This window comes from Thalassovita gelatinovora, from assembly GCF_001458355.1.
Classification (GTDB): domain Bacteria; phylum Pseudomonadota; class Alphaproteobacteria; order Rhodobacterales; family Rhodobacteraceae; genus Thalassobius; species Thalassobius gelatinovorus.
The window spans coordinates 40,017-62,038 of the sequence record NZ_CYSA01000024.1; the positions used below are offsets into that span (position 1 = coordinate 40,017).

Genomic DNA, 22,022 nt, shown 5'->3' on the forward strand with positions numbered 1-22,022 from the left:
CGGATCGGATCGGACTATCAGATCCATTTGCCCCTGATCATTTGACGATAGATCTGATTGAGCCAGTTATCGCCCTTGGCTTTCAGTTCCAGACCTTGCCCGGTCAACAGCCTGTAGCTGTCTTCGTACCATTCGGTGGATCGGAAATTGTGGCCCAGAATCGCACCAGCGGACTGCGCTTCATCGGTCAGACCCAATGACAGGTAGGCTTCGACCAGACGGTGCAACGCTTCAGCCGTATGAGTCGTGGTCTGGAAATCCTCGACCACCACGCGGAACCGGTTGATCGCAGCGGCGAAATGATCGCGGCGCAGATAATAGCGCCCGATTTCCATTTCCTTGGCCGCCAGATGATCGAAGGCCAGTTCAAATTTCAGGATTGCCGAACGGGCATATTCGCTGTCGGGATACCGTTCAATCACCATGCGCAGCGACTGCAACGCTTGGAAGGTCAGGCCCTGATCACGGCCAACTTCATCTATCTGGTCGTAATAGCTGAGCGCCAGCAGATATTGCGCATAGGCCGCGTCGTCATCTGTGGGATAGAAATCGATATAGCGCTGCGACGCCGCACGGCTGTTTTCGTAGTCCTTATCCTGGTGATAGGAAAAGGCCTGCATGATCAGTGCCCGCTTGGCCCAATCGGAATAAGGGTAAAGCCGTTCGATTTCGGAAAAGAAAAACGCGGCCTTTTCCGGCCGATTGCGATCCAGTTCGAATTCACCACGCCCGAAAATCTGTTCAGCGGTGTAATCTTCCAACGGGACTTCGCCGCGATCCAGCGCCCCCTGCCCGCCGCAACCGGCCAGCAATCCGACCAGAAGAAGAACACCGATCACCCGTTTGCGCGATCCGCTGCCTGTCATGACCTGTCTCACCCTCGTCTGGACCGTTATCAGGGATCTTGAATCCCTTGCTCGTTCCGGTCCTAGCACAGAAAATTCCGGTGCAAAACGTCTTTGGCTGGATTTCACGCCGGGAACGTCCCGACAATTGATCATCCGCCTATCACGAGGATCAGGCGACGGCGGGAATTTCACCCGGATGGACGCCAACACCGGGCAGGCGCGCCATCAGATTGCGGTCACAAGTGACCATGCGGAACGCGTCGGGTTGCGCGAACAACGCCCGCAACAAATCGTTGGTCATCGCATGTCCGGCACGGTGGCCGACATAATGTCCAACAATCGGAGCCCCCGCCAGCGCCAGATCGCCAAGTGCATCCAGCATCTTGTGCCGTACCGGTTCATCCGACCGGCGCAGCCCGCCGGGACTCAACACCTTGTCACCTTCGACCACAACGGCATTGTCCAGCGTCCCGCCAAGAGCAAGCCCATTTTCGCGCATCGCATCGACATCCGCCTGGCGGCAGAAGGTCCGGCAATCGCAAAGTTCGCGCACGAAACTGCCATTGGCCATGGAAAGAGATTTTTCCTGAACGCCGATGGCGGCGTCGGAGAAATCGATATGGAAATCGATCTGCAATTCGTCATGCGGGTCCAGTCGCGCCCAAGCGTCGCCCCGGCGGACTTCGACCGAACGTAGGATCTTGATCGCGCGTACCTGCTCGGCCTGTTCCCGCAGACCTTTATACAGGATACCGCGCACGAAACTGGCCGAACTGCCGTCGAGGATCGGAACTTCGGGGCCGTCGATATCGATCAACGCGTTATGCACACCGCAACCGGCAAGCGCCGCCATGACATGTTCGATGGTAGAAACCGAAACGCCTGAATCGTTTTCAATTCGGGTGCAAAGAGGCGATTGGTTCACCGCATCCCACCGTGCAGCAACCATCGCGTCCTTGTACAGAACATCGGTACGGCGGAACCAGACCCCCTGATCGGCCATGGCCGGTCTGAGCGTCATACGGACAGGTTTCCCTGAATGCAGTCCCATGCCGGTAAACGTGACCGGCCCTTTAAGAGTTGTCTGCAAGATCTTCCCCAACATCTTGTCGATGCTTCTGTGTGCACCGCATGAATGTCGTACCCCTAGCCTAAAGTAGGCTCAACTCAATCTTTGTAACGTACTGAAACATCTAGTAGACAGATGCGCCGATTTTCGCCAATTCACCCACCAACCCTTTGCTATAAAATGAAAAAGGCCGCCCTAAGGCGGCCCATTCATTGATCTGAAACTTGGCGTCAGTTCGCTTGGCGGCGCAGGAAAGCAGGGATTTCGATCCGTTCCTGTTCCGGGTCCGCTTCGGGTTGCGGCACCGGTTGCTGTGCGCGCAGTTGCGGTTGTTGACGGGCGGCCTGCTGCTGCGGTGCGGCCGATGCCGCCTCGGGGCCGTGGCCCGTCATGCGGTTGATCAGCGAATTCAAACCGAAGCGGCTGCGATCGGCCTGGCCGTGGTCTGCGGCCGGTTGGGCCTGCTGCACAGGTTGCTGTTGAGCGGCGGCCTTCTGCGAAGGCACGTTGTGAACCGCTGCCTGAAGTCGTGCAATCGCTTCGTCCGACGGCTGACCGGCGGGGCGGGCCTTGGGGGCCACGAAGCTTTCCAGATTTTCCGGCTCGGCTTCAAACGCATCGGGCAGCGGATTGAACTGCGCGACCTGCGGCTGATAAGCCGGCGGCGGCAAATCGCCTTCGGCTTCGTATTCTTCTTCGAAGATATCTTCCATCTGGTCTTCTGCAGCTGCGCGCTGCGCGTCCAGATCCTCGAACAGGCTCGGCTCTACCGGTGCCACGGTTTGCGCGGCGACCGGCGCGGGTTCTGCGACCGGAGCTTTCGCGGTTTCGGCGCTGACGGTCTGGGTCAGCGGTGCAGCCATCGAACGGCGCGGAACAGGAAGTTCGCTATTCACATCTGCGGCATCAATGCCGGTGGCCACGACGCTGACGCGCATGTGGCCTTCCATGCCGGTATCCAACGTCGAGCCGACGATGATGTTGGCGTCGGCATCGACTTCTTCGCGGATGCGGTTGGCGGCTTCGTCCAGTTCGAACAGGGTCAGGTCGTGCCCGCCGGTGATGTTGATCAAAACGCCCTTGGCACCGCGCAAGCTGATTTCGTCCAGCAGTGGGTTGGCAATCGCCTTTTCCGCGGCTTGGATGGCGCGATCTTCGCCACCGGCTTCGCCGGTGCCCATCATCGCCTTGCCCATTTCATCCATCACGGCGCGTACATCGGCAAAGTCGAGATTGATCAGGCCCGGACGCACCATCAGATCGGTCACCCCCTTGACGCCCTGATACAGCACATCGTCGGCCATGCTGAAGGCTTCGGTGAAGGTGGTCTTTTCATTGGCCAGTCGGAACAGGTTCTGGTTCGGAATGATGATCAGCGTATCGACCATCTTTTGCAGCGTCTCGACGCCTTCTTCGGCCTGACGCATCCGTTTCGCGCCTTCGAACTGGAACGGTTTGGTCACTACGCCGACGGTCAGAACACCCAGTTCACGGGCCGCCTGCGCGATGATCGGGGCCGCCCCGGTGCCTGTACCTCCGCCCATACCGGCGGTGATGAAGCACATGTGCGCTCCGGCCAGATGGTCGACGATCTGTTCGATACTTTCTTCTGCCGCCGCGGCACCGACTGATGCCCGTGCGCCTGCGCCCAACCCTTCGGTGACTTTCACGCCAAGCTGAATGCGGGTGTCGGTCTTGGATTGTTGCAGCGCTTGTGCGTCCGTGTTGGCGACCACAAAGTCAACGCCGGTCAGATCCTTTTCGATCATGTTATTCACAGCGTTGCCGCCCGCGCCACCGACGCCAAACACAGTGATACGGGGTTTCAAATCGTCGTCGTGCCCGGGCACCGAAAGGTTCAAAGTCATGGATCTGTCCGCCTGATTTTGTTACCCGCTTACGCGGTTTTTCTGCCTATTACCTATAATGGTAACGAGAACCAACCCGTGCGTCACCAAAAAAACGCAAAAACACCACGAAATATAGACAAAATTGGGACTATTTATGCGGCATCTTGCCGATTCCGGCAGATTTTGCGGATCAGACGCCAAAGACCACAAGACAAGCGCTGCCTGCACGCGAAACCCGCGCGGTGCATTGCGTTTTCAGACTGTTCTGAGGGCCTGCCCGGTCCTCGATTTACCCCACCTTTACACAGGCGGCTGTGGATAACTTAACGCAGGGAAACCGGCGCGTCATCCCCTTTTTCGGGTCTTTGACGGATCACCAGTTATCCCGGAACCATTTCACTGCACGTTTCAGCGACCGCGCCGGGTACCGATCCACCGGCAGGTCGAAATCCCACCATTCGTCCTGCGGATGGGCGGCGAACAGGCACATGCCGACGGCGCTGGCAAATCCCGGCCCGGTGGCGGCCTGAGGCAATCCGTGCACCCGCAAAGGTCGGCCCAGCCGCACCTGTTGCCCCAGGATCTTGCTGGCCAACCCGTCAAGGCCGGGGATCTGGCTGCCGCCGCCGGTCAACACGATTTGCTGGCTAGGCAGATGTTCGAACCCGGCCGCGTCCAGCCGCGCGCGGACCTCTTCCAGAATTTCTTCGACCCGGGGGCGCATGATGCCGATCAGTTCGGCCCGGCTGACAGAGCGCCGGTCATGTTCCCAATCACCAGTATCGCCGCCGATTTCGATCATTTCGCGGTCATCCATGCCGGTTGCCACCACACCGCCATAGAAGGTCTTGATCCGTTCGGCGGTGTTATACGGCACCGACAGGCCCATCGAAATATCGCTGGTCACGTGATCGCCGCCCATGCGCACGCTGTCGGCATAGATCATGTGTTTCTTCATGAAAATCGATAGGCTGGTGGCGCCGCCACCCAAATCGATACAGGCTGCGCCAAGTTCCTGTTCATCCTCGACCAGCGCTGAAATGCCCGACACATAGGCCGAACTGGCGATCCCGGCCAATTCCATGTCGCACCGCTTGACGCAATGGGCCAGATTTTGCACTGCCGCCGCATCGATGGTCAGCATATGCATGTCGGTAGACAGCGTATTGCCCATCTGCCCGCGCGGATCGGCCAGACCCGAGCGGTGATCGAGCGCGAAATTCACCGGCTGGGCGTGCAGCACTTCGCGCCCCACACCGTAATCGGGCACATCGCAGGCCGACAGCACCCGGCTGATATCCTGTTCCGATACGATCTGTTCGGCGACTTCGACCTGACCGGCAAGCCCGTAGCTGCGCGGTTCGGCCCCAGCAAAACAGGCGATCACGTGATCGACCCGAATATTGGCCATCTTCTGCGCCGCCTGAAGCGCGGTGCGGATCGCCCGTTCGGTTTCCTGCATCGCGCAGATTTCACCGAATTTGACACCGCGCGACCGGGTCGTCGCCGCCCCGATCACCCGGAACCCGGCCTGCCCCGCCAAGGGACCGATCCCGTCATTTTCAAAGCCATGTTCGGCCCCGTCGAAACGCAGCACAAGGCAGGATATTTTCGAACTGCCCACATCCAGAATGGCGACAACACCCCGCTGCATCGCCGCCTTGCGCATTGTCCGCATCGCCCGTTGGGATTCATAAAGTTCTATCATGCCGTCAGTCCTTGAAACCGATCTTGTTAATGCGCCACCACTGCTCGACGGCGGCTTCGTTCATTCTGATTGTCGGGCGCGACCCGATCCGCATATCGACCTGTGCCAGATCGCGGGCCATGACCTCTTGCGCCTGATGCAAGGCGATGACCCGGTCCAATGCCTGTACCGGTTTGTCCTCGGGCAGCAGAATGCGCTGATCGCGGTCCAGCACCAAATCCCAGCGCCGTTCGCCCATCCGAACCAATCCACGCATGCGCGACCGCAGCGGCCCAGCCGCCGCGATCAGTGCCAAGGCTTCGGGAACCGCCCGATCCGCGCCTTCGCCTGCGATCAAGGGCAAATCCGCGTGACTTCCCCGGCTTACCGCCTGTCCGACATAAAACCCGTTTTCATCCAGCAGCGCCAAGCCGTTTTCGTCCCGCCACAGGATTACCGGCAACCGTTCGATCACATCGACCTGCAACACCCCGCCCGGACGCACCCGCACGCTGACATCCTTGACGGCGGGCAATTCGGCAATGGTTTGACGCATCCCGCCCAGATCAAGATCGAAAGAACTGATCGGGAAATCTATCGGTATGATTTCACGAATATCTTCGGCCACGCTGGTGCCCGCCCCGTCGATTGCCATCAGCTTGACCATGAATTCCGGCCGGGTTTCGATTTCATTGCGAATATCGCTGACCCACAACCGGAACGCATCGCGATTGCCTTCTTGAGCGAAATAGATCGACGTTGCCGCGAACACCGCCGCCATTGGCAGCCCGACCCGAAGCAAAAGCCGAAACAGCGGCGTCAGCATCAGCCGCTGCATCCGGTAGGACCACCGCGACGGTGCTGGATCTGGACGGGTCACCGATTGCATGAAGCGTCCTCCACCAACCAGCGGCACAACGCGCCGAAACTTAATCCTACTGCCTGCGCCTGTTCCGGGCTGAGCGAGGTCGGTGTCATCCCCGGCTGGGTGTTGGTTTCCAGAAGATACAGCCCCTCCAGACCGCGGGCTTCGTCCCAACGGAAATCGGTGCGGCTGAAGCCCCGGCATCCCAGCGCCTGATGCGCACGCAAGGCGTAATCGAGACAGGCGTCGAAAATGTCCTGTGGCAGGTCGGCCGGCACCACGTGGCGCGATCCTCCGGTCGAATATTTGGCATGATAATCATACCAACCTTCGGAATAGATATCGGTGACGGTCAGCGCCCGGTCGCCCATCACCGTCACAGTCATTTCACGGCCCGGCACATATTCTTCGACCATGACGATATCGGGCATGTCTTCGGACAGGTGCGGTGGGCTGTTGGCCGCCTCTTGCACGATATAGACACCGACGCTGGACCCTTCGTTATAGGGTTTGACGACATAGGGGGGCGCCATCACATGGCGCGCCTCGACTTCGGCCTTGGTGGCCAGCTGGCTGGGCACCACCGGCAAGCCAGCGGCGCGGTAAACCTGTTTGCTGCGTTCCTTGTCCATCGCCAAAGCCGACGCCAGAACGCCGGAATGAGTATAGGGAAGGCCCATCCATTCCAGTATACCCTGCACACAGCCATCTTCGCCCCAACGACCGTGGAGCGCATTGAAAACGACATTCGGCTTGAGATCGGCAAGACGCATAGGCAGATCGCGGCCCGCATCGACCTCGACCACTTCAAAACCTTCATCCCGGAGCGCCGCGGCGCATTCGCGCCCGCTTGTCAACGATACCTCGCGTTCAGCCGAGGGGCCGCCCATCAATACCGCCACTACCGGGTTTGCCCTGCTCGACATACCCACACTGTGCCTCAATTGCATGACCGCTTGAGCGGTCTTTATTGCTTAATGTATGGACCTGTTTCGGTCCTGCCTGTTTGCGCCTTTCAGCGGCGCTTATTCCGGGGTCGGTTCACCGACCCGCATGATTTCCCACTCTAGCGTGATCCCGCTGTTTTCGTAAACCTTTTTTCGCACATCTTCGCCCAAACCTTCGAGATCGGCCGCCGAAGCATCACCGGTGTTGATCAGGAAATTCGAATGTTTTTGGCTCATTTGCGCCCCGCCACGACGGGCGCCGCGCATCCCGGCTTCGTCGATGACCTTCCAGGCCTTGAGGTCATGAACATCATCGGTGCGCCCCGTGCTGGAAAATCCGGCGGGGTTGCGGAAGGTACTGCCGGCGCTGCGGTCCTTGGTCGGTTGCGTTTCGTCACGCTTTTTCAGTTGTGCGTTCATTCTATCGGCCAACACCTGCGGGTCGCCCGATGGGGCCTTGAACGTCGCGTCGACCAGAACCCAACCTTCGGGCAGGTCGGTTTGTCGGTACTGGAACTTCATTTCGTCCGGGCCCAGTTCAACCAGATCACCCTGACGGGTCACCGCGCGGGCCGAAACGAACGCATCCGCCGTATAAGATCCATAGCAGCCCGCATTCATCCGCACCGCGCCGCCGATACTGCCTGGAATGGTACGCAAGAAGGTCAGGTCCAACCCCGCCTCGGCCGCTTTTTTCGCCACATGAGCATCAAGCGCGGCAACACCGGCGGTCACCAAGGCACCGTCGATCTGAATACTGTTGAACCCCCGCCCCAGCCGGATCACCGCGGCCCTGAGACCGCCATCACGCACGATCAGGTTGCTGCCCACCCCGATCGGGAAAACCGGCACGTCACCGGAAAGCGCGCGCAGAAAATCCTGCAAATCCGCGATATCGGCGGGCTGAAACAGCACATCGGCTGGCCCGCCCACGCGCAACCATGTCAGATCCGACAGCGGTTTGCCTTCGGTCAGCCGTCCGCGTACCTGCGGCAAGTTCTGGATCATCTTCGCGCCCTCGTTTCGGTCTAACGCGTCTTAACGGCAAAACCCGACAGGGGCAAACGGCTCTGGCACACGTGGTCCCTATTCGCACCCAATCTTCCGCTTGACCCAACGACCCAGATAAATCACTGGCCAGCGCAGTACCGACATTGCGGCGGCCAGGAATATTAGCCCCGCCCATGGCCCGTGCTGATAGATCAGGTAGATCAAGATCGGAACGCCCAGCGCGATCAGCGCATAGGCCTGCGGCCAGTGATTGCGCTTGCTGGGAAACATCCCCACAACATTGACCAGCACCAGCCAACCACAGGCAAGCACAAGCGACAGGCTCATCCGAACCGTCCCACCAACGAGGCGGCAAAGGCAGCGATACAGCTCAGAACTCCAAGCCATGGCATCCACGCCGGCACTTTGAATTCGGCGTCGGGATGTTTGCGCTTCACCCCGATCAATGCGGCGTTCACGATGGCGAACACCACCAACAATGCCAGCGTCGACCCTTCGGCCAGAACCGCAACAGGCAAGGTCAGCGCCGCCCCGATCGTCGCCGCGCCGATCAGAACCGTGCCCAGCACCGGTGTACCCAAATGCGGGCTGGTGCGCCGGAACATGGCCAGCCAGAGCGACCGTTTGCCCAAACCGTAAAGCACCCGGCTGGCCATGACGATCTGCGCCAGAACGCCGTTCAGCGCCGCCGCGACCGCAATCGCGCTGAGAAACGCTGCCGACCGGCCTGCCCCGGCTTCCCAAACCAATGCCAGCGGACGATCTGACACCGCCAGCAGATCGCGCGGTACCGCGCGGATCGCGGCCAGTGACACAAGCGCATAAAGCAGTGCCGTCACCGCCAGCGCCGTAAGGATCGCAATCGGCATGGTGCGCACGGGGCTGCGGGTTTCTTCGGCCACATTGACGATGTCATCAAATCCAATGAACGCGAAAAAGGCGAAAATCGTGGCCAAAGCGATCCCGCTCCATTCCGGCGAAGGCAAAGGCAGATGGTAATCGGCGACGGGTGCTGCGCTGAACCCGGCCCAGATCACCATGCCCAACCCGGCAATTTCGATCACTGTCAGGACTGCGGCAAAGCTTAGGCTTTCCAACACACCGATCAGCGCCACGATGGTCAGCAATACGCCCAGACCGACAACGCCCCAGACAAACGGAATATCGACCAGCGCCAGTAAATAACCAACCCCGCCGCGCAGCACAGCAGCGGCAGCAACGGTGCCGACACCGACATTGATCAACCCGACCACCACGGCCAGCCAATGCAGCCCCAGCCCCTTTTCAATATAGGCGGAATCACCCGCTGCTTCGGGAATGCGGGCCGAAAGTTCGGCAAAGGACAACGCCGAAGGGATCGCGACCAGACCGGCCAGCACGAAGGCCAGCGGTGCCCACATGCCCGCCGCCCCCACCGCAGCCCCGGTCAGCACGTAAATGCCCGCCCCGACCATGATACCGATACCATAAAGCGTCAGGACAACCGGACCGATCCGCCGCTTGAGCGCTTCAGCCATTGCGCAGACGCTCCGGCAATCGGTTGGCCCAGGCGCTGATCGTGCCGGCCCCAAGGCAGACGACCATGTCTCCCGGTTGGGTCTGTTCGCGCACCATCGTTTCCAGATCGTCTTCGGACCGGATCGCGCGGGCATGGCGGTGACCATGGCGGATCAGACCGGCAACCAGATCGTCACGCGATGCGCCTTCAATCGGATCTTCACCAGCGGCAAAGACTTCGGCAATGCCAACCACGTCGGCTTCGTTGAAACAGCTGCAAAAATCGTCGAACAGTGAATGCAGCCGGGAATAGCGATGCGGCTGATGCACCGCGATCACCCGGCCTTCGGTGGCCTGACGGGCGGCTTTCAGCACGGCGGCGATTTCCACCGGGTGATGGCCGTAATCGTCGATGATGGTAACACCATCCACTTCGCCCACCTTGGTGAAGCGGCGGTTGACGCCGCCGAAACTGGCCAAGGCGTCGCGGATCTGATCGGCGGTCATGCCCAGATGCAACGCCACCGCCACTGCGGCCAGCGCGTTCGATACGTTATGATCGCCGGGCATCGGCAGGGTACAATTTTCGATGATCCGATCATCGGCTTGAAGCGCGATGTCGAAATGCGCCACGCCCGCCCTGTAGGTCAGATTGATCGCGCGCACATCGGCTTGCGCGTTGAAGCCGAAGGTGGTGACGCGGCGGTCGGTGATCTTGCCCACCAAAGCCTGCACTTCGGGGTGATCGGTGCAGCACACGGCCAGCCCGTAAAACGGGATGTTTGACACGAAATCGAGAAAACCCTGACGCAGGTTTTCGATCGTGCCCCAATGTTCCATATGTTCGGGGTCGATATTGGTGACGATGGCAATGGTCGCGGGCAACCGGTTGAAGGTGCCGTCGCTTTCATCGGCTTCGACCACCATCCAGTCAGACGCCCCCACCCGTGCATTCGATCCATAGGCGTGGATGATGCCGCCATTGATCACCGTCGGGTCGATCCCGCCGCCATCCAGCAGCGCCGCCACCATGGTGGTGGTGGTGGTTTTCCCATGGGTTCCGGCCACGGCGACGTTGGACTTCAACCGCATCAGTTCAGCCAGCATTTCAGCCCGGCGCACCACCGGCAGACCCATGCGGCGGGCTTCGTCCAGTTCCGGGTTGCCCGGCTTGATGGCGGATGAAATCACCACCACCTCTGCACCTTCCAAGTTCTCGGCCCGTTGGCCTTCGAAAACCTTCGCCCCCATCCCGGCCAGACGTTCGGTGATTTTCGAAGTTTTCAGATCGCTGCCCTGCACCGCGTAGCCGTGATCGATCAGGACTTCGGCAATCCCCGACATGCCGATGCCGCCAATGCCCACGAAATGGATCGGTCCGATATCGACGGGAAGTTTGGTTGCCCCATTCATGTCTTGCCTTTCTCTGCCAGCGCCTCGACCATTTCGCTCAGCTCTTGCGCCGCGTCGGGTTTGCCGCGCGACAATGCGGCCTGGGCCATCATCGATGCACCGCGCGGATTGGTCAGCACCGTGGTTATCTGCTCTGCCAGCGCGGCAACATCAAGCCGGTTTTCCGGGATCAGGATCGCGGCCCCGGCATCGACCAGCCCACGCGCATTGGCACTTTGATGATCTGCCGTTGCGGCAGCATAGGGGATCAGGATCGACGGTCGTCCGATCACACTGATATCGGCAACGCTGGACGCACCGGCCCGCGAAATCACCAGTTGTGCTTCGCTCATCCGGCGGGGCACATCGTGGAAAAACGGCTGCACATCGGCATCAATGTCATGATCGGCATAAAACCGGGCGACGCGGTCACCGTCTTCGTCGCGGGCCTGATGGGCAACGCGAATATTTGCCAGCAATTCTTCGGGCAGCGCCGCGATTGCAGCGGGCACCATATCGGACAGGATGCGCGCGCCCTGACTGCCACCGATCACCAGGATCGACATCGGATAATCCCCCGGCGTGATATAACCCGCTCCCGCCCGTTCCAGCACAGACGCCCGCACCGGGTTGCCGACATGATGTCCCTCGATGCCTTCGGGCAGCGTGGTCGGCCATGTGCCACAGGCAATCAGATCGACGCGCTTGGAGAAGATCTTGTTGACCCGGCCCAGAACGCCGTTTTGTTCGTGGATCATGCGCGGCAGACGCAACAGAACCGCAGCGCCCAGCGCCGGGATCGACGGATAGCCGCCAAAACCCACCACAACCGCTGGTCGGTCGCGCATCATCCGCAGAGTCATGCCAACGACACCGCCCAGAATGCGAAACGGCACCAAAGCCTTGGCCAACAGGCCGCCACGAGCGAAGGTGGCGCTTGAAACCTGTTCGATTTCCACCGAATGCGGAAACCCGCCAGTATAGCGCGCACCGCGCGCATCGGTGGACAGCTTCACCCGCCACCCTTTACGCAGCATGACCTCGGCCAGCGCTTGGGCGGGAAACATATGCCCGCCGGTGCCGCCAGCGGCAATAACAAGAAGCGGAGCGGTCATTGAGGCCTCCTAGCCGACCCCATGGGGCCGGAAAATTTGCAATTTCCCGTGGCGTTTCCTGATAAAGAAAACGTTTCGGCAAGGAAACCGGTGGATCGCATCACCGCAAGCGTCCGCGCAGAATATCGCCGATTTCCCCCTGAGGGCGGCTGCGGGTAAAGGCCAGCAGCATCCCCACCGCGATCCCGCCCGCGATCAAGGAGGAGCCGCCATAGCTGACAAAGGGCAATGTCATTCCCTTGGCCGGCAGCAGCCGCACCGCCACCCCCATATTGACCAATGCCTGCACGCAGAACATCGCCGCCAACCCGGTTCCAGCCAGCCGGATGAACGGGTCGCGTTCCTTTACCAACCGGTAGAACGACCGCAACACGATCAGGGCAAAAAGCCCGATGATGAACAGCACCAGAATCAGCCCGTATTCTTCCGCCGCCACCGCGATGATGAAATCTGTATGCGCATCGGGCAGCGACCATTTCACCTGACCTTCGCCAACGCCAACCCCGAAGAAGCCGCCTTCGCGGATCGCGTTGGTGGCATAACCCAACTGCGTCGTGGGATCGATATCGGGATTAAGAAAGCCGTCGATCCGGCGCGCGAAATGTTCCGAATTATTGTAGGCAAAGCTGCCCGCCAGCACCACCATCCCGGCCATGCCGACCAGCAGCAGCATCGGCGCACCGGCGACGAAATACATTACCCCCCAGCCGAACAGGATCAGCGATGCCTGACCGAAATCGGGTTGCAGCGCCAACACGAAGACAATGAAAATGGTCAGCACAAAGGACCACATCCGCCCCGGTGGGCCGTTGATTTCCTGCGACGCGGCCAACAACCACGCCGCCACCACCACGAAGCCGGGTTTGAGAAATTCCGACGGTTGCACGCTGGCAAAACCCAGCGAATACCAGCGCACCGCGCCTTTGCCGAAATCGGTCCCGAAAAGCGGCAGCGCCAGCACCGCAATAAACGACAGGATGAAGCCCATCACCGCCAGACGTCGCACCAGTATTGGCGACATCATCGAGGTGAGAAACATCGCGGTCAGCGCCATCCCGCCGAAAAACGCTTGTTTTTGCACATAATGGAACGGCGCAAAGCCGTTCTTTTCCGCCAGCGGCGGCGACGCCGCAAACCCCAAAAGAAGCCCGACCCCGAACAGGATCAGAATGCAGGACATCGTCCATTTGTCGATTGTCCGCCACCATTTTGGAAGAACCGGTTCCACGTCCCGTAAAGGGGTGGAACCATGCACCATTGCCGTCATGGGTTACCGCCGTATCTGCCTCAACTTCGCCCCGTTTTCGGGGTCTCGATTGCAGTTTAGCGCGAATGCGATTCGCTGACCAGCTTTTTGAATGCCCGATTGCACCGTGCCCTTGTCAAAAGCGATGGTTTCGGGCAGGCCCGCAGCCATGCAATTCGAAACGATCATTCTGGGTGCCGGGGCTGCCGGCATGATGTGCGCCATTCATGCCGGGCGCGATGTGTTGCTGCTGGACCATGCCAAGGCACCGGGGGAAAAGATCCGCATCTCGGGCGGCGGGCGCTGCAATTTCACCAATATGCATGCCGGGCCTGCAAATTTTCTCAGCCAGAATCCGCATTTCGCCAAATCGGCGCTGGCGCGGTACACCCAGTGGGATTTTCTTGATCTTGTCGGTCGTCACGGCATCGACTGGCACGAAAAAACACTGGGGCAACTGTTTTGCGATGACAGCGCCAAACAGATCGTGGCGATGCTACTGGATGAAATGACCCAAGCGGGGGCAACGATGTGGCTGCAAACCACGATTGCCTCGGTGGACAAGACTGAAACCGGGTTCCGGTTGGTCATCGAAAGCGACGGCAGGCGCAAAACCGTTGACTGCCGCCATCTGGTGATCGCGACCGGGGGCAAATCCATCCCCAAGATGGGGGCCACCGGCTTGGCCTATGACATCGCGCGACAATTCGGCCTGACATTGACCGATATCCGCCCGGCGCTGGTGCCGCTGACCTTTCCCGATGGGCGTTTTACCGGGCTGGCGGGGGTTGCTCTGCCGGTGCGGGTCAGTTGCAACGCCACCCGCTTCGACGAAGCGATGCTGTTCACCCATCGCGGTTTGTCCGGCCCGGCGATCCTGCAAATTTCGTCCTATTGGCGCGAAGGCGATACGATCCGGGTCAACCTGTTCCCCAATTCCGACCCGTTCGAGGCGCTGCGGGCGCAAAGACAACAGGCCGGGCGCAAGAACCTGTCGACGGTTCTGGCGCAGATGCTGCCGTCGCGTCTTGCGGATTACCTGACCCGGGAATGGCAAATCGCAGGCAATCTCGGCGATCAAAGCGACGCAGCGCTTGGCGCGTTATGCGACCGGCTGACCGGGTGGGATCTGACCCCGACCGGATCAGAAGGCTATCGCACCGCCGAAGTGACGCTGGGGGGGATCGATACCGATGGGCTGTCGTCCAAAACGATGATGTCCAAGACGGTGCCGGGGCTCTATTTCATTGGGGAATGCGTCGATGTGACCGGCTGGCTTGGCGGGTTCAATTTCCAATGGGCCTGGTCGTCGGGATTTGCCGCCGGATCGGCGATTGCCGCGCAGGGGTGAGAGCCGAGGCAAAACCGGCCCGGACCACTGACATCACAAACCCCGTGAATGCAAAACCCCGCCACAAGGGCGGGGTTTCGAATTCATGTTTGACGGGGTGATGTCAGGACAGCCGGTCCTTGACCATCGGCCCGACAGATCCGAAATCCATCTGGCCGGTATATTTTGATTTCAAAGCGCCCATGATCTTGCCCATGTCGCGGATCGAATTGGCACCGACATCGGAAATGGTGGCGTCAATAGCTTTCGCCACCTCGTCCTCATTCAGCTTGCGCGGCAAGAAATCCTCAATCACTTCGATCTCGGCCTGTTCCCGTTCTGCCAGATCGAGCCGCCCTGCTTCTTCATATTGGCGGGCGCTTTCTTGGCGTTGTTTGACCATCTTCCCCATAATCGCCAACACTTCGGTATCGCCAACGCCGTCGTCATTGCCAATCCCGCGTTCCGCGATATCACGATCTTTGATTGCAGCACTGATCAGACGCAAAGTCGCCAGCTGCGTCGTGGCTTTGTCTCTCATGGCTTGTTTCAGGGCCGTATTGACCCGTTCGCGCATACCCATTTGGTCCCTTCCCCTAGGGGTTTCGATAGCCGCCCACCCTAGTCAATTGCGACCGGGCTGACAACCTGTCCACTTGCGCCCCCCTGCCCGCGCCGAAACAGGACCCAAAGCCGTGTGTTTTCACGGCGCGGGGCCTTGACCCTCTGTCCGGCCAGCCGTAGATATCCGCCAATTTGCCCAGATCGCCGGAGAAAGCCCATGGCCCAGCAGACCGATACCCGTCCGACCGCCTGCCTCGCTCTTGCCGATGGCACCATCTTTTATGGCAAGGGTTTCGGCGCGACCGGGACCGCGCAGGCAGAACTGTGCTTCAACACCGCGATGACCGGGTATCAGGAAATCATGACCGACCCTTCCTATGCCGGGCAGATCGTGACCTTTACCTTCCCGCATGTGGGCAATGTCGGCGTCAATCCCGATGATGACGAAACCGCCAATCCGGTGGCGTCCGGCATGGTGGTGAAATGGGACCCGACCGAACCCAGCAATTGGCGCGCGGCGCAAACGCTGACCGAATGGTTGACCAACCGGGGCCGGATCGCCATCGGCGGCGTCGACACCCGTCGGTTGACCCGGGCAATCCGTCAACAGGGCGCACCGCATGTCGCGCTGCAACACGATCCCGACGGCAATTTCGATCTCGAAGCGCTGGTCGCCAAGGCACGCGACTTCGCCGGTCTGGAAGGCATGGATCTGGCCAAGGACGTGACCTGTCCGCAATCCTATCGCTGGGACGAAATGCGGTGGGCCTGGCCCGAAGGCTACAGCCGTCAGACCGCGCCCAAATACAAAGTCGTTGCGGTCGATTTCGGTGCCAAGCGCAATATCCTGCGCTGCCTTGCCTCGGCGGGCTGCGACGTGACCGTCCTGCCCGCAACCGCCACCACCGAAGAGGTGCTGGCGCATAATCCTGACGGTGTCTTTTTGTCGAACGGCCCCGGCGACCCTGCGGCGACAGGGGTTTACGCGGTGCCAATGATCAAGGGCATTCTGGCAGCGGATCTGCCGGTCTTTGGTATTTGTCTGGGGCATCAGATGCTGGCGCTGGCGCTTGGGGCCAAAACCATCAAGATGAACCACGGTCATCACGGTGCCAACCATCCGGTCAAAGATCATGAGACCGGCAAAATGGAAATCACCTCGATGAACCACGGATTCGCGGTCGACAGCCAAAGCCTGCCCGATGGTGTGGTGGAAACCCATATATCACTGTTTGACGGGTCCAATTGCGGTATCCGACTGACCGACAAACCGGTCTTTTCGGTGCAGCATCACCCCGAAGCCAGCCCCGGACCGCAGGACAGTTTTTACTTGTTCGAACGCTTCGCGGATTTAATGGCCGCGCGGGTAAAAGCCTGAACAAAAACTGCTTAACCGCGCGTTAACCGTGCTGCGTGATGCTGTCTTCTGAGCATTTGCTTATGGAGACGCGGGACATGTTTGTCGCTCAACGTATCGATTTTAACGAAAGATCGCGGAATTTCGGCCAGTATCTGCTCGATTGTGGGGCTTTATCTGCGACCCAGCTTCTGGCGGCTTACGGTGAATTGGCGCGGGCCGACTGTTCGCTTTGCGATGTTCTTGTTGCGCAGCAAGTTCTGGATGATGCCCAAGCGCAGCGGCATCATGCGGATTGGCTTGACCTTGACTATCTCGACGCTGCCGACCTTATCCCCGATCCCACCCTATTGAACCGGTTCGATCCGCGCCTGTGCCTGAAACACGCGGCCATGCCGCTGCACATGAAAAACGGCCGCATCCTGATCGTGACCAGCCGCTACGGAACCACCGGCATCCGTGACTTGGGATTTGACGAGGATTCGGACGGTATCGAATGGGGGCTGGCGCAGGAACAGGCGATTCAGGCGCGGCTGGCGGACCATTTCCGCCCCAGTCTGACCACCGCTGCCGCGACCCGTGTCTTAGCAGCCGAAAGCTGCCGCAACTGGGGCCGGTATCCGCGCCTTCGCATCGCACTGATGATCCTTGTCCTGGCGCCGCTGATCCTGTTGACGGTGCAGACCCCCGCAAGGATTTTTGCCGCCCTGGCGGTTTGGACCTGTTTCACCCTGTTGATCACGGCGACGATGAAAATGGCATCATTTCTGGCCCTGTTGACCCAAGCTCCGCAGACCCCGCAGATCCTACCAGAACATCCGGTGAAGCGGCCAAAAGTGTCCATTCTGGTGCCGCTGTTCAAGGAAAGCGAAGTCGCTCATGTTCTGGTCAACCGGCTGCAACGGCTGAGCTATCCCAAATCGCTGCTCGACGTGGTGCTGATCCTCGAAGAAAACGATCTGATGACCAAACACGCTTTGGCCGGGTCGGACCTGCCCGGCTGGATGCGGGTGGTGACTGTGCCGGATGGTCGCCCCAGAACCAAACCGCGGGCGATGAATTACGCCCTCGATTTCTGTCGCGGTGACATCATCGGTATCTTTGATGCCGAAGACGCGCCCGATCCCGATCAGATCGACCGGGTCGCCGACCGTTTCGCCAATGCACCAGATGATGTGGTTTGTCTGCAAGGGGTGCTGGATTACTATAATTCCCGGCAAAACTGGCTGGCCCGCTGCTTTACCATTGAATACGCCACTTGGTTCCGGGTGCTGATGCCCGGCATGGCGCGGCTTGGCTTTGCCATTCCGCTGGGGGGGACCACGTTGTTTTTCCGCCGCGATGCGTTGGAACGGCTGGGCGGCTGGGATGCCCATAACGTCACTGAAGACGCTGATCTTGGGTTCCGTCTGGCCCGGCATGGTTATCGCACCGAAATGTCGGAAACCACCACCAGGGAAGAAGCCAATTGCCACCTGCTGCCTTGGGTCAAGCAACGGTCGCGCTGGCTGAAGGGCTATATGGTCACCTATCTGGTGCATATGCGAAATCCCGTGACCCTGTTGCGGCAGCTTGGGGTGTGGAAATTTCTTGGCTTCCAGCTGCATTTCATCACGGCCCTATCGCAATTCCTGTTGGCCCCGCTGCTGTGGTCGCTCTGGTTGTTGGTGGTCGGCCTGCCGCATCCGCTGACCGTTTTCATCGCCCCGGACCTTTTGCGCGCGACCAGTTATGCGTTCTTTACCGTCGAAATTTGCAGTTTTGTTTATGCAATCAGAGCGGTGTCAGGTCCTGAACACCGGCATTTATGGCCCTGGATACCGACAGTGCACCTGTATTTCCCGCTGGGTGTCTTCGCCGCCTATAAAGCGCTTTTCGAACTGGTGTTTCAGCCGTTCTATTGGGACAAGACCAAACATGGGCTGTCGCTGCCGCCCGGCGCGTCCCAGCCAGAACCTGAATCAGCAGGCGTTGACCGGTCAGATATTGGACAGGGAATCTTGCTTAAGGCGGGTGGTGAACGCCTTTGAAATATGGGTCTTGAGCGCGGCATAGGCCCGGTCTTCGTCGCGTTTCTCGATTGCATCCACGATGGCGGCGTGTTCGGATAACGCGCCTTCACCGCGGCCTTCGGCGGCCAGCGATGTCGTTGCCATCAACGCCATGGTGCGATGCACCAAATCAAGCTGTTGCACCAGATAACGGTTATGCGATGCCAGATGAATCTGCTTGTGAAACCGCCGGTTGGCGCGCGACAGCGCCACCGGATCATTCACCAACACCCGGTCTTCTGCGACCATGTCTTTCAACACATCGACTTCTTCGCGTGTCGCGTGCCGCGCCGCCAACCGCGCGGCCAGACCTTCCAGTTCCGACCGCACCACATAAAGTTCGCTCAACTGGTTATGATCAAGCGAAGCTACAATCAGGCTGCGGCCGTCCCGCGCCAGCAAGGATTGGGTTTCCAACCGCTGCAACGCTTCTCGAATCGGGGTTCGTGACACCCCGAAACGGTCGGCCAGTTCGCTTTCCACCAGACGGTCACCAGGACGGTAGAGCCCTGTGTCAATGGCCTCGAGGATTAGCGTATAGGCATCCTTCTGCACCGGGCGGTCTCCTTACATCCTGCCCGTTCGGGCGATAATCCGCGCAGAGTATGCGCAGCGCTCTATGGTAATCAACCCTGACATATTGCGCCTATCGTCGCGCTGGCTTAGCGTACCTTCATGCCCAAATCGAACTTCGCCCATGTCGACCAATGGGTATTTGACCTAGACAACACGCTTTATCCGCCCCAAGCCCGCCTGTTCGATCAGATCGAGCGGAAAATGATCCGTTACGTAATGGATGAACTCGGCGTCAGCCGCGAACGCGCCGACCATTTGCGGCACCATTACTGGACCACCTATGGCACCACCTTGGCCGGGCTGATGCGAGAACACGACATTGACCCCGGTCCGTATCTTGTTGATGTGCATGAAATATCGCTTGATCATCTGGAACCGGACACCGATCTGGCCGCGCATATCCGCGACCTGCCGGGGCGCAAGATCGTCTATACCAACGGGTCGGCACCCTATGCAGAACGGGTTTTGGCGGCGCGCGGGCTGACCGGATTATTCGATGCGATCTATGGCGTCGAACATGCCGGATACCGCCCGAAACCGGAAATCGAGGCGTTCCAGATGGTGTTCGCAAAAGACGGAATCACCCCGGACCGCGCCGCGATGTTCGAAGACGATCCGCGCAATCTGGCCGCGCCACACGCAATGGGAATGCGCACGGTTCACGTCGCCCCCGACCCCCATGCGGCAGATCACATCCATCATCACACCGACGACCTGACCGCGTTTCTGGCCCGTATCAAATAAGCCAAAAGTCCAGAGGGGCAGGATGCCGCACTGCGGCGATTCCGCGCCTTCACGCGGGCGGCACGGATGTTATGTCAACGGTCTCCTCTAACTGAACCGGAACCGAAGATGACATTCGCTGACGCCCCCAATTCTTCCCACACCTCCCCCAAACCCGATGAAGCCCCGAAGAAAAAATCGCCTGATGCCGTGATCCTGCTTGCCGTCGCGCTGCTGTTGCTGGTCTGGGGCCTGGCTATTTTCCTGTTCGGAATCCCGGGTCTGTACATTCCGGCGCTGGCCTCGGTTCCGCTGATCTGGATCGTGTTGATCGCCATTAGCCGAGGGTAGCAGGATGGCCCTTGGACTGCCCCGCCGATAGGTCTAACCTGCCGCATCAGGAGGCAGTCCGATGCAAAATTTCGATGTCGATATACTGGTGTCCGGCGGCGGTGTCGCCGGATTGACCGCAGCGGCCGTGTTTGGCGCGGCCGGGTTCAGCGTGCTTTGCGTCGATCCGACCCCGCCGGTGACCGAACGGGATGCCGAAGGGTCGGACCTGCGCACCACCGCGTTTCTTCAACCGGCGCAAGCGCTGCTGGAAAAGGCCGGACTGTGGCAACGGGTCGAAGCAGAGGCCGCACCGTTGCAGATCATGCGCATCGTCGACGCCGGCGGTGCCCTGCCCGAACCACGGGTGGTCAAGGATTTCAACGCCGCCGACATTTCCGAACGCCCGTTTGGCTGGAACCTGCCCAACTGGTTGCTGCGGCGCGAATTCATGGCCCGGCTGAATGATCTGCCCAATGTCGAATTTCGCCCCGGCACCGGCACCAAGTCGGTGTTTACCCGTGACGCGATGGCGCGGGTCGGGTTGAGCGATGGCAGTTCGGTTACCTGCCGTCTGGTGATCGCCGCAGATGGCCGCAATTCGCCGGTGCGCAACGCGATGGGGATCAAGGTGAAAACCACCCGTTACGGCCAGAAGGCGCTGGCCTTTGCCGTTACCCATCCAATCCCGCACGAGAATGTATCAACCGAAATCCACCGGTCGGGGGGACCGTTCACATTGGTGCCGCTGCCGGACTATCAGGGCAAGCCATCCTCAGCAGTGGTTTGGATGGAACGCGGGCCGGAAGCGATGCGATTGGCCGGGCTGCCGCAAGACGACTTCGAAGCCGCGATGACAGAACGGTCCTGTTCGCTATTCGGGCCGCTGGAACTGGCGTCGCGCCGCAGCGTCTGGCCGATCATCAGTCAGGTCGCCGAACGGATGCAGGGTGAACGCGTCGCACTTGTCGCCGAAGCCGCCCATGTGGTGCCGCCAATCGGGGCGCAAGGGTTGAACATGTCGCTGGGCGACATGCGGGTGCTGCTGGACCTGGCCGAGGCCGCGCCGGACCGGCTGGGCGACGCCCGAATGCTGGAAACCTATCACCGCCGCCGGCACGCAGAAGTGCGCGCGCGGGTGGTCGGGATCGACCTGCTGAACCGCGCGTCTATGCTTCAATCGCAGCCCTTGCGCGACTTGCGCTCGGCCGGGTTGAACGCGATCTATTCGCTGGCCCCGGTGCGTAAAACGATGATGCAAATGGGGTTGGGCGCGCGCGGATAAAGCGTCTGCCCGAATTGAAAAGGGCAGCCGGTCACCCGGCCACCCATGAATCTGTCTGCGATCCCGGCCCCCGGCATCGCGCGCAATTTGCCCGCGGCGCCGAGGGTCAGACATCAAAACAAGCCGCGGCTCATCCGTTTGCGACGCGGATGAAATCGGGTTCGTCTTCGACATTCGCGACATCCAGATCGATCCCGCCCCTCGGCTTTTTGCCGATCGCGGCGGTGCCTGCGGTTTCGATCCCAATCGCATCGTTCAGATCCTTGGCAGGCCGGGAAT

General features: G+C 60.1%; 20 protein-coding genes. 6 read left to right on the forward strand and 14 right to left on the reverse strand.

Annotated elements, in window-relative coordinates; translation table 11 throughout:
* Positions 1–17 precede the first annotated feature (17 nt).
* From TG4357_RS12170 to ftsW, 12 genes are all read right to left on the reverse strand, one after another.
* A complete protein-coding gene (locus TG4357_RS12170; protein WP_058263178.1) occupies positions 18–866 on the reverse strand; it encodes an outer membrane protein assembly factor BamD in 849 nt (282 codons plus the stop codon).
* 151 nt (positions 867–1,017) lie between these two features.
* A complete protein-coding gene (lpxC, locus tag TG4357_RS12175; RefSeq protein WP_058263196.1) occupies positions 1,018–1,938 on the reverse strand; it encodes a UDP-3-O-acyl-N-acetylglucosamine deacetylase in 921 nt (306 codons plus the stop codon).
* A gap of 209 nt (positions 1,939–2,147) precedes the next feature.
* Positions 2,148–3,785 (reverse strand): cell division protein FtsZ, encoded by a 1,638-nt coding sequence (gene ftsZ / locus TG4357_RS12180; protein WP_058263179.1) that lies wholly within the window; start codon positions 3,783–3,785, stop codon positions 2,148–2,150.
* Between the two features lie 355 nt (positions 3,786–4,140).
* A complete protein-coding gene (ftsA, locus tag TG4357_RS12185) occupies positions 4,141–5,475 on the reverse strand; it encodes a cell division protein FtsA (protein WP_082644136.1) in 1,335 nt (444 codons plus the stop codon).
* Between the two features lie 4 nt (positions 5,476–5,479).
* A complete protein-coding gene (locus TG4357_RS12190) occupies positions 5,480–6,343 on the reverse strand; it encodes a cell division protein FtsQ/DivIB (RefSeq protein WP_058263180.1) in 864 nt (287 codons plus the stop codon).
* Entirely contained in the window at positions 6,331–7,245 is a 915-nt protein-coding gene (locus tag TG4357_RS12195) for a D-alanine--D-alanine ligase (protein ID WP_425329307.1), read from the reverse strand. Before TG4357_RS12195 ends, TG4357_RS12190 begins: the two co-directional genes overlap by 13 nt.
* 99 nt (positions 7,246–7,344) lie before the next feature.
* A complete protein-coding gene (murB, locus tag TG4357_RS12200) occupies positions 7,345–8,274 on the reverse strand; it encodes a UDP-N-acetylmuramate dehydrogenase (protein WP_058263181.1) in 930 nt (309 codons plus the stop codon).
* Positions 8,275–8,352: 78 nt separating this feature from the next.
* Complete coding sequence (locus TG4357_RS12205; RefSeq protein WP_058263182.1) at positions 8,353–8,604, reverse strand: DUF2484 family protein; 252 nt, start codon at positions 8,602–8,604, stop codon at positions 8,353–8,355.
* Entirely contained in the window at positions 8,601–9,794 is a 1,194-nt protein-coding gene (locus tag TG4357_RS12210; protein ID WP_058263183.1) for an APC family permease, read from the reverse strand. Before TG4357_RS12210 ends, TG4357_RS12205 begins: the two co-directional genes overlap by 4 nt.
* Positions 9,787–11,187 carry a UDP-N-acetylmuramate--L-alanine ligase gene (gene murC / locus TG4357_RS12215; protein WP_058263184.1) on the reverse strand — a complete coding sequence of 467 codons (1,401 nt, stop codon included), beginning with the start codon at positions 11,185–11,187 and terminating at the stop codon, positions 9,787–9,789. Before murC ends, TG4357_RS12210 begins: the two co-directional genes overlap by 8 nt.
* Positions 11,184–12,281, reverse strand: coding sequence for a UDP-N-acetylglucosamine--N-acetylmuramyl-(pentapeptide) pyrophosphoryl-undecaprenol N-acetylglucosamine transferase (locus TG4357_RS12220; protein WP_058263185.1), 1,098 nt, complete (start codon positions 12,279–12,281; stop codon positions 11,184–11,186). Before TG4357_RS12220 ends, murC begins: the two co-directional genes overlap by 4 nt.
* A gap of 100 nt (positions 12,282–12,381) precedes the next feature.
* Positions 12,382–13,548: a putative lipid II flippase FtsW gene (gene ftsW / locus TG4357_RS12225; protein ID WP_058263186.1), complete on the reverse strand. Its 1,167-nt coding sequence runs from the start codon at positions 13,546–13,548 to the stop codon at positions 12,382–12,384.
* Between the two features lie 148 nt (positions 13,549–13,696).
* Between ftsW and TG4357_RS12230 the strand changes: the two genes are divergently transcribed.
* Entirely contained in the window at positions 13,697–14,878 is a 1,182-nt protein-coding gene (locus TG4357_RS12230) for a BaiN/RdsA family NAD(P)/FAD-dependent oxidoreductase (protein WP_058263199.1), read from the forward strand.
* A 103-nt stretch (positions 14,879–14,981) separates the two neighbouring features.
* On the opposite strand, the gene TG4357_RS12235 is transcribed toward TG4357_RS12230, so the two are convergent.
* The gene (locus tag TG4357_RS12235; RefSeq protein ID WP_058263187.1) at positions 14,982–15,440 is read right to left on the reverse strand and encodes a GatB/YqeY domain-containing protein; all 459 of its coding nucleotides are present in this window, start codon (positions 15,438–15,440) and stop codon (positions 14,982–14,984) included.
* A 198-nt stretch (positions 15,441–15,638) separates the two neighbouring features.
* On the opposite strand from TG4357_RS12235, the gene carA reads away from it, so the two are divergent.
* Positions 15,639–16,799 (forward strand): glutamine-hydrolyzing carbamoyl-phosphate synthase small subunit, encoded by a 1,161-nt coding sequence (gene carA / locus TG4357_RS12240; protein WP_058263188.1) that lies wholly within the window; start codon positions 15,639–15,641, stop codon positions 16,797–16,799.
* A 77-nt stretch (positions 16,800–16,876) separates the two neighbouring features.
* The gene (locus TG4357_RS12245; RefSeq protein WP_233487489.1) at positions 16,877–18,808 is read left to right on the forward strand and encodes a glycosyltransferase; all 1,932 of its coding nucleotides are present in this window, start codon (positions 16,877–16,879) and stop codon (positions 18,806–18,808) included.
* Here TG4357_RS12245 and TG4357_RS12250 read toward each other — a convergent pair.
* Entirely contained in the window at positions 18,758–19,384 is a 627-nt protein-coding gene (locus tag TG4357_RS12250; protein WP_058263190.1) for a GntR family transcriptional regulator, read from the reverse strand. The genes TG4357_RS12245 and TG4357_RS12250 overlap by 51 nt on opposite strands.
* A gap of 120 nt (positions 19,385–19,504) precedes the next feature.
* Between TG4357_RS12250 and TG4357_RS12255 the strand changes: the two genes are divergently transcribed.
* The 3 genes from TG4357_RS12255 to TG4357_RS12265 all read left to right on the forward strand — a co-directional run bounded on the left by TG4357_RS12255 (position 19,505) and on the right by TG4357_RS12265 (position 21,743).
* On the forward strand, positions 19,505–20,149 hold the full coding sequence (locus TG4357_RS12255; RefSeq protein WP_058263191.1) for a pyrimidine 5'-nucleotidase: 645 nt from the start codon (positions 19,505–19,507) through the stop codon (positions 20,147–20,149).
* A gap of 108 nt (positions 20,150–20,257) precedes the next feature.
* Entirely contained in the window at positions 20,258–20,479 is a 222-nt protein-coding gene (locus TG4357_RS12260; protein WP_058263192.1) for a hypothetical protein, read from the forward strand.
* A 61-nt stretch (positions 20,480–20,540) separates the two neighbouring features.
* Positions 20,541–21,743, forward strand: coding sequence for a UbiH/UbiF family hydroxylase (locus tag TG4357_RS12265; RefSeq protein WP_058263193.1), 1,203 nt, complete (start codon positions 20,541–20,543; stop codon positions 21,741–21,743).
* The last annotated feature ends 279 nt before the right edge of the window (positions 21,744–22,022 follow it).